This is a genomic window from Streptomyces sp. NPDC001980 (genome assembly GCF_040296885.1).
GTDB lineage: Bacteria > Actinomycetota > Actinomycetes > Streptomycetales > Streptomycetaceae > Streptomyces.
The window spans coordinates 44,331-58,270 of record NZ_JBEOYD010000028.1 but is presented as its reverse complement, the minus strand read 5'-3'; the positions used below and the strand labels follow the sequence as shown (position 1 = coordinate 58,270).

Genomic DNA, 13,940 nt, shown 5'->3' with positions numbered 1-13,940 from the left:
CGCGCCCCTTACGGGGCGCTGCCCATGGGGCGGGTCCGGAGCGGACCCGCCCCTTCGGTGTCACCGGCCCAGGATCTTCTTGATCGTGGCAGCGTTGTCCTGGGTGACCTTCCACAGCTGTTCCTGCCGGTCGTGCACGTCGGCGACGGTGCGGCTGTGGTTGTCGAGGATGCCGATCGCGCGCTCGGTGAGGATCTCGCCGAGGTTCTTCTCGTGCACCGAGACGCCCCACTCGGGCCGCTCGATGTCGTTCAGGAAGTACGCCATCTTCGGGTGCGAGATGAGCGAGATGATCGGCGTGCCGACCCCGAACGGGATCATGCCGGCGTGCCCGCGCATGCCGATGACCAGGCGGGTCTTGGCGTACGTCTCGCGGATCTCGTCGTTGGAGAAGTCGTACATCGGGATCACCGGCAGCGAGATGCCGTGCTCGCGGCGCAGGTCGAAGGCGATCTTCTCGTCGTCGAGGGAGTGCGCCACGCACTTGACCTCGGTGTGCTCGCCGATCTTGCGGACGGCCTTGGCCATCTCGGCGAGGAAGTGCGCGTAGTCATGGCCGAAGCGCAGCCCGGCGCGGTCGTAGGCCGCGTTGAGCATGACCGTGTCCTCGCGGTACGCCGGGTCGGTCCAGCCGGTCACCAGCTGGCGCATGACCGTGGTGGGGCAGGGCTGGAAGACGACCTTGTCCTGGAGCTCCGGCGGGAGCATGCCGCGGACCTTGGCGATGGAGCCGTGGTTGCGCAGGCCGAAGAAGGAGGACTTCTCGACCAGCAGCCGCAGGCTCTCGTTGAACCGCTGGGCACGGTAGGACTGGCCGTCGAAGGCGTTGAAGCCGACCGCGTAGATCATGATCGGGACGTCGATGGCGCGCAGGTGCTCGTCCGGGACGTTCCACTGCCAGGCGCTGTTGCCGTTGGGCATGGTGTCCGGGATGAACAGACCGCCGCCGCCGATGACCAGGCCCCGGCGGGCGTTGACGCGCTCCAGGGCGGCCTTGTCGAAGTAGCGGTGGGCGTGCACCGAGTGCCAGCGCCGGGAGGTGGTGTCCGGGCCGAAGCCGAGCCGGACGGTCTCCGGGAGCAGCTTGTCGCCCGCGTTGCCCTGCCGGTCCATGTAGAACGCGACGTGCGCCAGCTGGTCCTCGGCGCTGCCCTGCTCCTGGGAGGGGACGGCGGCGGCGCGCTGGGCCCACAGGCGGCTGGAGCGGTGCGTGGGGTCGACGGTGAGGCCGGCGGTGGCGTACCGGAGGGCCTCGGTGTTGTCGCCGTGCACCCAGGCCATCTGGGCGAGCCGCGCGAAGGCGGTCGCGGCCCGGTTGGGGGCGGCGCTGGCGAGCAGCAGCTGGGTCTTGGCCTCGTCGTAGCGCGAGACGCTCATCAGGGCGTGCCCGAGCACCTCGTGCGGCCAGGCCTCGTCCAGCGGGATGCGGACGCTGCTCATGACGTCGACGGCGTCCTGGTAGTCGCCGGAGGCGATGTGCGCGGCGGCCACCTTGCGGGCGATCTCGACGTCACCGGTGCGCTTGACGTGCGGGGCGCCGAAGTGGACGACCAGGTCGTGGTGGAGGCCGCCGGAGGAGGCGAAGTAGGCCGCGTGGAACTCGGCGTCGGTCAGCTCGAACTCGCGCCAGCGGTCCTCGGCCTGCGCGTAGCCGGCCTCGCCGCCCTGCCAGGGCTTGTGGCGCCCGGTGAAGTGCAGGATCTTGGTGTCCTCCGGGACCGGGAGGTCGCCGGAGAGCCGCCGCTTGACGAAGTTGTACTTGGCGTCGAGGCGCACGAAGTCGCCGTCCAGGACGGCGTTCAGGATGCCCTGGTCGTGCTTGTCCAGCTCGTACTCGCCGCTGCGGCCGGCCTTGTCGATCTTCGCGCAGAACTCGTCGGACAGGTACTCCTTCTGGATCACCAGAAGACCGGAGTTCAGCTTGTGCTGCCCGTAGAAGAACTGCGGGACGGCCGCGAGACCCTCGCGCAGCTCCAGGAGCTCGCCGAGACCACCGAGGACGACCATGTCGGTGTCCAGGGTGATGACCGTGTCGTAGTCGCGCAGCCGGAAGATGTCGAGGATGAAGTACGCCTTGCGGACCAGGTAGTTGTCCTGGTCGCCCTTGACGTACGAGTCGTAGTGCGTGTCGTTGACCCGCTGCAGCACGATCCGCGGGTGCAGGGCGCGGATCTTGGCGATGGAGGCCGGGCGCAGGTCGTCGTAGAGCACGACGAAGTCCTCGCAGACGCCCGGGTTGGACAGGGCGAGGCTGCGCAGCAGGACCAGGAAGCCGGGCAGGTAGTTCTCGTCCACGTAGGACGCGAACGCGATCCGGCGCTTCTTGGTGAGGGCGCTCGCGTCGGTGTTCGGTATCGCCGAGGTGAAGGTGGTCGTCATCGCAGGGAGATCCTCATGTCCGTCACGCTCTGGGCCCGCTGCATGACCCAATCCTTCTCGCTGGTGTATTCGTGCACGGAGGTGATGGCCAGCTTCATGGCCTCCTGCACGCGGTAGGCGCCGCTCTCGTAGAAGTCGAAGCCGATCAGGTCCAGGGTCGGGCTGACGTCCAGGAAGTCCAGCAGCCACAGCATGTTGAACCCGGAGGTCGGGATGCCCGTCCAGGCGTCGGCGCTGATCTGCCCGATGTTCCGCATCGGCCAGCGCAGCGACTCGTCGCCGAGGTACTTCTGCGCGCCGGGCACCAGCTTGTTGCGCAGCGAGTGCTTCCAGTCGCCCGAGACGCCGCCGAAGATCAGCCGGGTGGTCACCGGCTTCTCCCAGTTGAAGGCGTGCTTGTGGATGCTGACGTGGATGTCGGTGCGCTCACCGGTGTGCTTCGGGTCGATCTTGTACGAGTTGAAGCGCACGACCAGGTCGTAGTCGTCGATCTGCTTGCCGATGCCGCTCGCGCCGACCCGGCCCGAGTTGGCGATCAGGCAGACCGACTTGCCGGCGATCTGGTTGCGGAACTCGCCGAGGCTGATCCACTGCACGCCGTCGACGGTCGGGTTGGCGACCGGGCCGCGCATCCGGATCCGGCGCTGCTCGGAGTAGAGCGCGACGGCCTCGGCGATGCCGGCGTCGTTGCCCTCGGCGAGGCGCAGGTCCAGGTACTGGCTGAGCAGCTCCTGCCGGTCGTTCACCGGCGCCTCGTCCTCGGCGAGGGCGAGCAGCGCGCCGACCAGGCGGGGCTCGGCGGCCCGCCAGTCGCCGACGGCCTGCAGGGCGAGGCCCTCGGCCCAGGTGGCGGTGGAGGGCGCCCGGACGTGGTCCGTGGCGGCGGGGACCTGGCGCTTCAGGAGGTCGAGCAGTTCGCGTTCGCGTTCGGCGGCGCGGCGCATGCCGGATATCCGGTTGGCGACGCCGAAGCCGTCGTCGGTGGTGAGTTCCAGGTAGCGCTCGTAGGCCTCGACGGCCTCGCCCTCCTCGCCGAGGCCCTCCAGGATGCGGGCGCGCAGCCGCCAGCCGGCGCGGGAGTTCTTGCGCTGGGCGAGGACGGTGTCGCTGATCACCAGGGCGAGGTTCAGCTCGTCGTTGTAACCGCACTCCAGGGCCTTGTTGGCGACCGCGAGGAGAGCGTCCAGCAGGTCGTTGTTGATCCCGCCCGAGGGGCTCGCCGCGCCCTTGACGGCGCGCTTGAGAAGCGCCGTCGCACCGCCGGCCGAGGCGGGCGCGGGCGTGGTGGTGCCTTCCGTGGCAACGACCACCAGCAGCTTGCGCAGCTGCTCCGCCAGCTCCGCGCGACGGCGGTCGAGGCTGCCGACCACTTTGCCGCTGTGCACAGCGCAGGCGTGCAGGCAGTCGTCCAGCTCCCCTCCGCGCGCAGGTGCCCGCCTGTTCTGGACCCTCGTCATAGCTCTCCTGATTTTGCCAAGCAAAGCTTGTGTAATCGCTGTGTGTGGTGAGGTGACCCGCACCAGGGGGATGGATGGAGAAACTAGGAAGCCAAAACGACTATATGGTTAACGAACCCCTACGAGTAAGAGAATGGTTAGCAGGTTCACCGCGCACTTCCTATGATTCCCCCAGGTGACGGTATGGGACTTCGCACGTCCCGGGGACTCTGCGAACAGATCGGATGATTAACGGCCCGGACTCGGGTAGGCGTCCCGGACCATGTCACTCGCGACCCCCACACTGGCGCCCTCGCCTGCGAAGACCCCGGTCGTCCCGGCCCCACCCGGACACCCCCGCACCCGACTTCTCGCCCTCGACGGACTGCGGCTCGCCGCCGCCCTGATGGTCTGCCTCTACCACTACGCGGGACGCGGCGGAGTCGTCTCCGCGTCCTGGCACCAGAACCCCGAGCACGTCTTCCCGACCCTGTCCCGGGCGGCCGTCTACGGCTGCCTCGGCGTCGAGTTCTTCTTCGTCATCAGCGGCTTCGTGATCTGCATGAGCAGCTGGGGCCGCTCCCTCGGCGACTTCTTCCGCTCCCGCGTCGCCCGCCTCTACCCCGCGTACTGGGTCGCCCTGGTACTGGTCACCGGCACGTCCCTGGTCCTGCCCGCCGTCGTCCGCGCGGTGCGGCCCGACGAGTTCCTGGTCAACCTGACGATGCTCCAACAGCCCATGGGCGTACCGCGCGTGCTCGGCGTCTGCTGGACGCTCTGGGTCGAGGTCCGCTTCTACGCCCTGTTCGCGCTGACCGTCGTCCTGCCCGGCGTCACCTACCGCAGAGTGGTGCTGTTCTGCTCGGTGTGGACCCTGGCCGCCGTACTGTCCACCGCGGCCGGCGACGGATCGTGGGCCGAGCTGCTCGTGATGCCCCAGTACGCCCCGTACTTCATCGGCGGCCTGGCCCTCTACCTCGTCCACCGCTTCGGCAGCCGGCTGCTGCCCTGGGGCATCGTGGCGCTCTCCTGGATCCTCGGGCTGCGCACGGCCACCGGGGGACTGTGGCACCCGGGCAGCCCGCGCAACCCGTACGTCGTGATGCTCGTCGTCACCCTGGCGTTCGCCGCGGTCGCGGCGGTGGCGGCCGGCTGGACGCGCTGGGCGGCCTGGCCCTGGCTGACCACGGCCGGGGCGCTGACCTACCCGTTCTACCTGGTCCACGAACACATCGGATGGTTCGTGATCCGGGTGCTGCACCGAGGGTGGGGAATCCCGCCATGGCCGACGCTGCTGGTCACGGTCTTCGGGATGCTCGGGCTGGCCCGGCTGATCCACCGGTTCGTGGAGACACCGGTCGGGCCGAGACTGAAAAGGGCCCTGAAGGCGCCCTGATTCGCCTTTGATTCACCTCCCGTTCACTTTGGAAAATTGACCCGCCTTTCACCTCTCGGCCGCTTTCGGAGGCGCGTGGCGGGCAGGCACCGTGGAGCCCAGCCATGCACAGGCGGTCCGCAGGTTTCCCACAGGCTGCCGCACTGCGTACCGCGTACCGCGTATCGAGGGAGTGCTCCTTCCGTATGTCCACCACCCAGGAAACGACCCGACTGCCCCGCCGTCTCGACGACGTCCCCGGCTGGTTCCCCGTGCTCGACCAGGTGCTCTTCGACTGGTTCCTGAGCCGCCAGGAGGCCTCCTCGACGCGGGGCGACCTCCTCGAAGTCGGGGTCTACATGGGCAAGAGCGCGATCTTCACCGGCCGGCACCTGCAGCCCGGCGAGTCCTTCACGGTCTGCGACCTCTTCGAGGGCGACGCACCCGACGACGCGAACCGCGCGGAGTCGACGAAGTCGTACGGCAAGCTGACCCGGCGTCTCTTCGAGGAGAACTACCTCGCCTTCCACGACGAGCTGCCCCGGGTGCTCCAGGGGCCCAGCTCGGTCGTGCCGGCCGAGGTCGCGCCGCGCTCCTGCCGGTTCGTGCACATCGACGCGTCGCACCTGTACGAGCATGTGCACGGCGACATAGCGGCGGCGCGCGAGCTGCTCCTGCCCGACGGGATCGTGGTCCTCGACGACTTCCGCTCCGAGCACACGCCCGGCGTCTCCGTCGCCACCTGGGAGGCGGTCCTCAACGGGGACCTGCACCCGATATGCATCAGCACCCAGAAGCTGTACGGCACGTGGGGCGACCCCGGGGCGGTGCAGGAGGAGCTGATCGAGATGGCGCGGGGGCGGACCGACTGCCACCTGAGCATGCAGGAGGCGGCGGGGCACCGGATCATACGGCTGAAGTCGAAGGGGATGCGGGAGCCGGAGTTTCCGCTGTCGCGCTATGCCGACGCGCCGGAGGCGCCTGAGCCGACTTCAGCGCCTGCGGCGCCGGTGATGTCGGGGTCGGCGGCCTCGGTGCCGCGTCGGCGGAGCCGGGTGCGGAGGGTTGCGGTGGATCTGCTGCCGCCTGTGCTCACGCGGGCTTTGCGGCGGGCGATGCGGTAGTCGCGAGGCGGGGGCTGTGGGGCGGGTGCGGCGCCGTCGTGGCTGGTCGCGCCCACGCGGCGGAGCCACAAACTCAATACAGCCCCGCGCCCCCTTTGGGGCGCGGGGCCCTCAGGTGATCTTGTAACGCGCGGCGACTCCGGTGATGACCAGTTCCAGGCCCTCCTCGAACTGGCGGTCGTAGTCGGTGAAGAGTTCTCGGCCCGCTGCCGCCGAGAGGGGGAAGTCGGCCAGCATGCGGGCTCGTTCGTCGACGTCGTAGCCCTCCCGGCGTTGGCCCGGGAGGGGTTCCACGCCCTGTTCCTCGATGACGAAGCCGATGGTGTACGCGTTCGTCGTCATGCCGGCCTGGGCCGCCTGGGCGAGGGTGAAGCCGGCCTCCGTCATGACGTGCAGGTAGGTCTCCTGCTCCGGAGCGTGGTCGATGCCCGTGAAGCGTGAGCCGCTGTAGACCCTCGCGCCGTCGCGGTAGCCGAGCAGGGCCGTGCGCAGCCCCCCGCTCGCCGTGCGCAGCCCGTCCTGCCAGGTGCCGGCGGGGTCGAGCCGCGTGACCGCGACCATGCGGCGGTACATCTCCGTCGCCATCTCGTCGAGCAGCGCCTGCTTGTCCTTGAAGTGCCAGTACAGCGCCGGGGCCTTGACGTCCAGCTCCCTGGCGATGGCCCGCAGGGTCAGCCCCTCCAGACCGACCTCGTTCAGCAGGCGCAGAGCCGTGTCGGCGACCCGGCGGCGGTCGAGGGGGGCGCGTCGTTCCGTACTCACGCTTGACAGCTTAACAGCGTTAAGGGCAGCCTTGTCGTCGACGGCACTTAACAGCGTTAAGGAGAAATGCGATGGATGCGATGGATGTTCTGGTCGTGGGTGCCGGGCCCACCGGGCTCGCCCTCGGGATCGACCTCGCCCGGCGCGGGGTGGACGCACTGGTCGTGGAGTCCGGCGAGAAGCTGTTCCCGGGCTCGCGCGGCAAGGGGATCCAGCCCCGGACGCAGGAGGTGTACGACGACCTCGGCGTGCTCGACGCGATGCGCGCGGCCGGCGGCCCCTACCCGCCCCAGCTGTTCTGGAAGAACGGCGAGCCCCTCGGGACCAAGCCGATGTTCGACACGGTGGCGGCGGACGAGGGCGCGCCGTACACGGAACCGCTGATGGTCGCGCAGTGGCGCACGCAGGAGGTGCTGTACGCGCGGCTGCGGGAGCTGGGCGGCCGGGTCGCGTTCGGGCGCGGGCTGACGGGGCTTGAGCAGGACGCGGAGGGAGTGACCGCCCGCTTCGCCGACGGTACGACGGCTCGTGCGCGGTATGTCGTGGCGGCGGACGGCGGGCGTTCGACCGTACGGCGTGCGGTGGGCGTCGGAATGACCGGCGAGTCGGTCGACCCGAGCCCGTTCCTGGTGGCCGACCTGCGGGTGCGGGGCCTCGACCGCGAGCACTGGCACATCTTCGTCGGCGACGACGGCTGCGGTGTGGCGCTGTGCCCGCTGGCCGGCACCGACGACTTCCAGCTGAGCGGCAGGCTGCCCGAGGGCACGGAGACCGACCTGTCCCTGGAAGGCCTGCGCCGGCTGGTGACGACGTACAGCCACCTCGACGCGGCGGACATCACCGAGGTGCGCTGGGCCTCCGACTTCCGCCCGCGCGCCGCGCTGGCCGACCGGTTCCGGGTGGGCCGGGTCTTCCTGGCCGGCGACGCGGCCCACGTCCACTCCCCGGCCGGCGGCCAGGGCCTGAACACCAGCGTCCAGGACGCCTACAACCTGGGCTGGAAGCTGGCCGCGGTACTCGCCGGCCGGGCCCCGGACACGCTCCTCGACACCTACGAGGAGGAGCGCCGGGCGAACGCCGCCGCCATGCTGGGCCTCTCGACGAGCGTCCACCACGGCGAGGTCCGGCGGGGCGAGGCCACGGTCCAGCTGGGCATCGGCTACCGGGAGTCCTCGCTGACCGAGGAGACCCGGGCCGATCCGGGACCGGTACGGGCGGGCGACCGCGCGCCCGACGGGCGGAACGCGGACGGGGTGCGGATGTTCGACGCGTTCCGGGGGCCGCACTGGACGCTGCTGGCCCCGGAACCGGTGCCCGGGATCGGCGGCGTGCCGGCCCCGGAGTCGTACGGCCCGGGGGTGTTCCTGGTCCGCCCGGACGGCTATGTGGGCTGGGCGGGCGAGACGGCCGAGGGACTGCGGACGTACGCGGCGCGCACCGGGGCCTTCGCCGCCGTGTAGCGCGCGGCGCCGAAAACCCCCGGTGCGCGGCTCACGTGGCGGCCGCGGCGCGGGGCCCTCGCCGGAGGCCGCGCAGGCAGATACGGATCGCGGGGAGCAGGGCCCAGCACACGGACGCCCAGTGGGTGACCAGTGCGACCGGTATGGAGATGAGGAAGGACAGCATCAGCGCCGTCAGCCAGCTCATCGTGTTCGACACGGCCGCCGCCGAGTCACCGGTGTCCAGCACCCCCGACCTGCGCAGGTCCGTGACGGCCAGCCAGAAGAACAGGCAGGTCAGGACCTGGTTGGCCGCGTACACGATGAACTGGACCTGGAACGCGTCGGCCTCGCTGGTCAGCAGCTTCGTGGTGAACGGGGTGACGACGATCGCGAGCAGCCACAGCAGGTTCCACCGGATGGCACCGCCCGAGAGTCCGGTCGCGTACCGGAACAGCCGCTGGTGGATCATCCAGTGGATGGCGATGGCCCAGAAGCTGACCAGGAACGCGGTGTACTCCGCGAGGTGCTCGCGCAGGAAGTGCAGGACGCCGGAGTTGCCGTGGACCTCCCCGGTGGGGACCGGCAGTTCCAGGGCGAGCAGGGTGATGGCGATGGCCACCACCGCGTCCGAGAAGTAGATCAGCCGCTCCGGACTCACCGGCCGGCCTCCGGGGCCGGGTGCCTCCTCGGTGTCCTCGGTCCGGTCCTGGGGCCCGGCGGTGTGCTGCGCGCGGGTGTCGGGCATGTTCGACTGCTTCCTCGTGTAGAGCCGTGCAGAAGTGTGCGGAGCTGTGGACGTCACGCCAGGGCCTGCGCGGCGCGGGCCCTGGCCCGTGCCGCGTACCGGCCGCCGACGGCGAAGGGGAGGACGAACGCCAGGACCTGGGCGGTGACGAGCGGCGCGGTCGCGGAGTGGTCGTAGTCGACGACGGCGGCGCAGGCGAGCGCGCCGAGGGCGAACCCGGCCGCCCAGATGGCGGTCAGCACCATGTTGAACCTGATGAACCGGGGGGAGTCCCAGAACTCCTTGGGCACCTCGGCCCGGGCGAAGGCCAGGGTGAACGGGCGACGGACGGCCAGGGAGGCCAGGGCCGTGGCCGCCAGGGTGGCGTTGGCCAGGGCGCAGATCCAGTGCTGGAGTGCGGTCCCCGGGTCGGCCAGCGCGATACCGGCCATGACCACGAAGAACCCGCAGGTGGCGGCCCCCAGAAGGTCGACCGTGCGGGCGCGGAGCTGCCAGGCGAGCAGATACAGCGCGACCAGGGCGGCGGCGCTCGTGCCCAGTCGCCAGTCGACCGGGCTCAGGGCCGCGTAACACAGCCAGGGCGCGAACCCGCGGACGTAGTTCACCGGTTGTCTCCTTCGGACAAGGTGAGAGTCCAATGTTGGACGGTCCAAGAATGGCCGGTCGATCTTGCTCTGTCCAGTCGTGACGGGTGAATTCCGGAAAGGTAGGGTGAGGCCATGAGCTTGCCCCACGCACTCCTCGGCCTCCTGGCCGAGCAGCCCGCCAGTGGATACGACCTGCTCAAGCGGTTCGAGTCGGGCCTGTCCGCCGTGTGGCCCGCCCAGAAGAGCCAGGTCTACGGCGAGTTGGCGAAGCTCAGCGAGAAGGGGCTGATCGAGGTCACCGGGACCGGCGCACGCCAGCGCCGCGAGTACGGCATCACCGACGCAGGGCGCGCGGAACTGCGCGGCTGGCTCACCGAACCCGGCACCGACTTCGCCTTCCGCAGCGCCGCCCTGCTGCGGGTCTTCTTCCTGTGGACGCTCAGCCGCGAGGAGGGCGTCGACTACCTGGAGAACTTCGCCCGCATCAACCGCGAGCGCCTCACCGCGCTGGAAGCCGTGCGGGACAACGTCGAATGGGTCGGCGACCCGGTGCAGATCTGCGGCTGGCTGATCCTCGAATACGGCCTGCGCGGGTCGACGACCTCGGCGGAATGGGCCGACTGGGCCGCCGAGCGGCTGACCGAACACCTGTGACCCCGGCGGCCGGGCCCGCCCGGTGGCTCAGGGTCAGGCGCTGGCCAGCGTCAGCTTCACCGCGAACCCGAGGAACAGCACCCCCGCCGCCGAAGTGGCCGTCGCCGACATCCGCTTGCGGCGGCGGAACGCGTCGGCCAGCTTGGTGCCGCTGAATATCAGGGCGCTGAGGTAGAGGAAGCTGGCCAGCTGGGCGAAGGCGCCGAGGACGACGAAGGACAGCGCCGGGTAGGCGTACCCAGGGTCGACGAACTGCACGAAGAAGGCGATGAAGAACAGGATCGCCTTCGGGTTGAAGAGGCTGATCACCAGGGCGCGGCGGTACGGGCGCTCCTGCGTCGCGGCGGCGACCGGTGCCGTCTGCTCCGCCGCCTGCTGCTTCCGCGACCGCCACATCGTCCAGGCCGCCCGCAGCATCCCGATCGCCAGCCAGGTGAGATAGCCGGCGCCCGCGTACTTCACGATCCCGAACAGCACGGCGTTGGCCTTGAGCAGCGAGGCGACCCCGGCCGCCGACAGCGTCATCAGCACGGTGTCCCCGCACCACACGCCCGCGGCGGCGGTGTAACCGGCCCGGATCCCCTGCCGGGCGGCGACGGACAGCACGTAGAGGGAGTTGGGGCCGGGCAGCAGGACGATCAGGACGAGTCCTGCCAGATAGGTGGGGAGATCGATGACGCCGAACATGAGAAGCAGTCTCGCACGCGGGTCCGACAACGCCTGAGGGTGCCGTCCGTCAGAACGCGTCCGTCGGGACGTACACCCCCCACACCTCCCGCAGCGCGTTGCACACCTCGCCCACCGTGGCCCGCGCCCGCAGCGCCTCCTTCATCGGGGGCAGGACGTTGTCGTCGCCCTCGGCGGCCTTCTTGAGGGCGGTGAGGGCCGCGGCGAGGGCCGCCCGGTCGCGGTCGGCGCGCAGCCGGGTGAGGCGCTCCGCCTGCCGGGCCTCGATGGCGGGGTCGACACGCAGCGGCTCGTACGGCTCCTCCTCGTCCAGCCGGAACCGGTTGACGCCGACCATCACCCGCTCCCCCGCGTCGGTCTCCTGCGCGATGCGGTAGGCGTTCCGTTCGATCTCGCCCTTCTGGAAGCCGTGCTCGATCGCCGCCACCGCGCCCCCGAGGTCCTCGACCCGCCGCATCAGCTCGACGGCCGCCGCCTCCACGTCGTCCGTCATCCGCTCCACGGCGTACGAACCCGCGAAGGGGTCGACCGTCGCCGTCACGTCGGTCTCGTACGCCAGCACCTGCTGGGTGCGCAGCGCCAGACGCGCGCTCTTGTCGGTCGGCAGTGCGATCGCCTCGTCGAAGGAGTTGGTGTGCAGCGACTGGGTGCCGCCGAGGACCGCGCCCAGGGCCTGGACCGCCACCCGCACCAGGTTCACCTCCGGCTGCTGGGCCGTCAGCTGGACCCCGGCCGTCTGGGTGTGGAAACGGAGCATCGACGACCTGGGGTCCTTCGCGCCGAACTCCTCCCGCATCAGCCGCGCCCAGATCCGGCGCGCCGCACGGAACTTGGCGACCTCCTCCAGCAACGTCGTACGCGCCACGAAGAAGAAGGACAGACGCGGCGCGAAGTCGTCGACGTCCATGCCGGCCGCGACCGCCGTGCGCACGTACTCGATCCCGTCGGCGAGCGTGAAGGCGATCTCCTGCGCGGGGGACGCCCCCGCCTCGGCCATGTGGTACCCGGAGATCGAGATCGTGTTCCAGCGCGGGATCTCGGTCCGGCAGTACCCGAAGATGTCGGCGGTGAGCCGCAGGGACGGCTTGGGCGGGAAGATGTACGTGCCCCGCGCGATGTACTCCTTCAGGACGTCGTTCTGGATCGTGCCGGTCAGGGCCGCCGCCGGTACGCCCTGTTCCTCCGCCACCAGCTGGTACAGCAGCAACAGCACGGCCGCCGGTGCGTTGATCGTCATCGACGTCGACACCCGGTCCAGCGGGATCCCGCCGAACAGCACCCGCATGTCGTCGACCGAGTCGATCGCCACCCCCACCTTGCCGACCTCGCCGTGCGCGAGGGGCGCGTCGGAGTCGTGGCCCATCTGGGTGGGCAGGTCGAAGGCGACGGAGAGTCCGGTGGTGCCGTGCGCGATCAGCTGCCGGTAGCGGGCGTTGGACTCCGCGGCCGTACCGAACCCGGCGTACTGGCGCATGGTCCAGGGACGGCCGGTGTACATCGTCGGGTAGACGCCCCGGGTGAAGGGGTACGACCCCGGGTCGCCGAGCTTCCCGGCCGGGTCCCAGCCCGCCAGGTCCCCGGGGCCGTAGACCGGCTCGATGGGCAGTCCCGACTCCGACTCACGGGCCATGACGGGTGACCTCCGCAGTACGCCGATATACCAATATGCCGGTACGTCTGTTGGTTCCTACGATGCCCCCTTGTTCGGCGGCGGTCACGCGGGGAAGCATCCTCGGCATGAAGGTCTCGGGGTACTCGGGGTTCCTGGCCGCCGTACTGGCCGTGCTGTGCGGGTGCACGGTGCAGCCGGCGGGCGGCGGGGACGCCAAGGGGCACTCGCCCGTCCACATCGACCTGCCGCACAGCCCGACACCCGTCGGCACCAGTCCCGCCGCTCCCGCTCCCTCCACTCCCACCCCCGCACCGTCCGCCGTCGAGACCGTCCCGCCGCACATCGTGTACACCCGCGGTGACACCGGCACCGGTGTCCGTGAGCTCCAGGCCCGGCTGCGCCAGGTCGCCTGGCTGTTCGACGGGCCGACGGGGACCTACGACGACCTCACCGCCCAGGCCGTCAAGGGCTTCCAGGGCAAGCGCGGGCTGCCGCGGACGGGCGAGACCGACGCCGTGACCTGGCAGCGGCTGGTCCGGATGACGCACACACCGGGGAAGTGGGAGCTGTACCTGATGGGCGGTCAGCCGGCCGCCGCGCCCGATCCGCGGTGCCTGACCGGGCGGGTGCTGTGCATCAGCAAGTCCAGCCGGACGCTGCGCTGGATGATCGACGGGCGCACGGTGTCGACGATGTCGGTGCGGTTCGGGGCGCAGTACACCCCGACCCGTGAGGGTGTGTTCCACGTCTACTGGAAGTCCCGCCACCACGTGTCGACGCTCTACCACTCATCGATGCCGTACGCGATGTTCTTCAGCGGCGGGCAGGCGGTGCACTACTCCTACGACTTCGCGGCCCGGGGCTACGCGGGCGGCTCGCACGGGTGCGTCAACGTGCGGGACGAGGCGGCGATCGCCGATCTGTTCGCGCAGGTGAGGAACGGCGACAAGGTCGTCGTCTCCTGGTGAACGGGGGATGTGCGGGGCGCGGGCGGGACCGGGGGAACGTGTCCCGCCCGCGCCGATGCACGAGCCACGGGTACGGGGGGAACCCCGGCTCTGTGCGACGGCCGATGACCAGTCGGCTCACTCTCTACTGCGCCACCGCCGCCGAAAACGTCACACCCTGCGGGAAAAA

The 13,940-nt window shown here is 70.3% G+C and carries 12 protein-coding genes; 5 read left to right on the top strand and 7 right to left on the bottom strand.

Going from position 1 to position 13,940, the window contains the following annotated elements; all coding sequences use genetic code 11:
• Positions 1-60: 60 nt before the first annotated feature.
• Positions 61-2,379 (bottom strand): glycosyltransferase, encoded by a 2,319-nt coding sequence (locus ABT137_RS34205; RefSeq protein ID WP_351715002.1) that lies wholly within the window; start codon positions 2,377-2,379, stop codon positions 61-63.
• Complete coding sequence (locus ABT137_RS34200) at positions 2,376-3,836, bottom strand: glycosyltransferase family 29 protein (RefSeq protein ID WP_351715001.1); 1,461 nt, start codon at positions 3,834-3,836, stop codon at positions 2,376-2,378. The genes ABT137_RS34205 and ABT137_RS34200 overlap by 4 nt, the downstream gene beginning before the upstream one ends.
• Before the next feature lie 262 nt (positions 3,837-4,098).
• Here ABT137_RS34200 and ABT137_RS34195 point away from each other — a divergent pair, with 262 nt between their 5' ends.
• The gene (locus ABT137_RS34195; RefSeq protein ID WP_351715000.1) at positions 4,099-5,211 is read left to right on the top strand and encodes an acyltransferase family protein; all 1,113 of its coding nucleotides are present in this window, start codon (positions 4,099-4,101) and stop codon (positions 5,209-5,211) included.
• Between the two features lie 185 nt (positions 5,212-5,396).
• The gene (locus ABT137_RS34190) at positions 5,397-6,314 is read left to right on the top strand and encodes a class I SAM-dependent methyltransferase (protein ID WP_351714999.1); all 918 of its coding nucleotides are present in this window, start codon (positions 5,397-5,399) and stop codon (positions 6,312-6,314) included.
• Positions 6,315-6,425: 111 nt separating this feature from the next.
• Here ABT137_RS34190 and ABT137_RS34185 read toward each other — a convergent pair whose 3' ends face one another.
• Complete coding sequence (locus ABT137_RS34185) at positions 6,426-7,076, bottom strand: TetR/AcrR family transcriptional regulator C-terminal domain-containing protein (RefSeq protein WP_351714998.1); 651 nt, start codon at positions 7,074-7,076, stop codon at positions 6,426-6,428.
• A 71-nt stretch (positions 7,077-7,147) separates the two neighbouring features.
• Between ABT137_RS34185 and ABT137_RS34180 the strand changes: the two genes are divergently transcribed.
• Positions 7,148-8,536, top strand: a complete 1,389-nt coding sequence (locus tag ABT137_RS34180) for an FAD-dependent monooxygenase (protein ID WP_351714997.1) — start codon at positions 7,148-7,150, stop codon at positions 8,534-8,536.
• Between the two features lie 31 nt (positions 8,537-8,567).
• Here ABT137_RS34180 and ABT137_RS34175 read toward each other — a convergent pair whose 3' ends face one another.
• Together ABT137_RS34175 and ABT137_RS34170 are read right to left on the bottom strand one after the other, a co-directional pair.
• A complete protein-coding gene (locus tag ABT137_RS34175) occupies positions 8,568-9,263 on the bottom strand; it encodes a TMEM175 family protein (RefSeq protein WP_351714996.1) in 696 nt (231 codons plus the stop codon).
• 53 nt (positions 9,264-9,316) lie between these two features.
• On the bottom strand, positions 9,317-9,868 hold the full coding sequence (locus ABT137_RS34170) for a hypothetical protein (protein ID WP_351714995.1): 552 nt from the start codon (positions 9,866-9,868) through the stop codon (positions 9,317-9,319).
• A 114-nt stretch (positions 9,869-9,982) separates the two neighbouring features.
• Here ABT137_RS34170 and ABT137_RS34165 point away from each other — a divergent pair, with 114 nt between their 5' ends.
• The gene (locus ABT137_RS34165) at positions 9,983-10,504 is read left to right on the top strand and encodes a PadR family transcriptional regulator (RefSeq protein WP_351714994.1); all 522 of its coding nucleotides are present in this window, start codon (positions 9,983-9,985) and stop codon (positions 10,502-10,504) included.
• A 33-nt stretch (positions 10,505-10,537) separates the two neighbouring features.
• On the opposite strand, the gene leuE is transcribed toward ABT137_RS34165, so the two are convergent.
• Both leuE and ABT137_RS34155 read right to left on the bottom strand, forming a co-directional pair.
• A complete protein-coding gene (gene leuE / locus ABT137_RS34160; protein ID WP_351714993.1) occupies positions 10,538-11,191 on the bottom strand; it encodes a leucine efflux protein LeuE in 654 nt (217 codons plus the stop codon).
• A 49-nt stretch (positions 11,192-11,240) separates the two neighbouring features.
• Positions 11,241-12,821, bottom strand: coding sequence for an acyl-CoA mutase large subunit family protein (locus ABT137_RS34155; RefSeq protein WP_351714992.1), 1,581 nt, complete (start codon positions 12,819-12,821; stop codon positions 11,241-11,243).
• Between the two features lie 107 nt (positions 12,822-12,928).
• Here ABT137_RS34155 and ABT137_RS34150 point away from each other — a divergent pair, with 107 nt between their 5' ends.
• Positions 12,929-13,771, top strand: coding sequence for a L,D-transpeptidase family protein (locus ABT137_RS34150; protein WP_351714991.1), 843 nt, complete (start codon positions 12,929-12,931; stop codon positions 13,769-13,771).
• The last annotated feature ends 169 nt before the right edge of the window (positions 13,772-13,940 follow it).

Coding starts and splice junctions, on each gene's coding strand:
- ABT137_RS34205 (WP_351715002.1), bottom strand. CDS start 2,379: ATGACGACCACCTTCACCTCGGCGATACCGAACACCGACGCGAGCGCC.
- ABT137_RS34165 (WP_351714994.1), top strand. CDS start 9,983: ATGAGCTTGCCCCACGCACTCCTCGGCCTCCTGGCCGAGCAGCCCGCC.
- ABT137_RS34155 (WP_351714992.1), bottom strand. CDS start 12,821: ATGGCCCGTGAGTCGGAGTCGGGACTGCCCATCGAGCCGGTCTACGGC.
- leuE (WP_351714993.1), bottom strand. CDS start 11,191: ATGTTCGGCGTCATCGATCTCCCCACCTATCTGGCAGGACTCGTCCTG.
- ABT137_RS34150 (WP_351714991.1), top strand. CDS start 12,929: ATGAAGGTCTCGGGGTACTCGGGGTTCCTGGCCGCCGTACTGGCCGTG.
- ABT137_RS34190 (WP_351714999.1), top strand. CDS start 5,397: ATGTCCACCACCCAGGAAACGACCCGACTGCCCCGCCGTCTCGACGAC.
- ABT137_RS34195 (WP_351715000.1), top strand. CDS start 4,099: ATGTCACTCGCGACCCCCACACTGGCGCCCTCGCCTGCGAAGACCCCG.
- ABT137_RS34200 (WP_351715001.1), bottom strand. CDS start 3,836: ATGACGAGGGTCCAGAACAGGCGGGCACCTGCGCGCGGAGGGGAGCTG.
- ABT137_RS34175 (WP_351714996.1), bottom strand. CDS start 9,263: ATGCCCGACACCCGCGCGCAGCACACCGCCGGGCCCCAGGACCGGACC.
- ABT137_RS34180 (WP_351714997.1), top strand. CDS start 7,148: ATGGATGCGATGGATGTTCTGGTCGTGGGTGCCGGGCCCACCGGGCTC.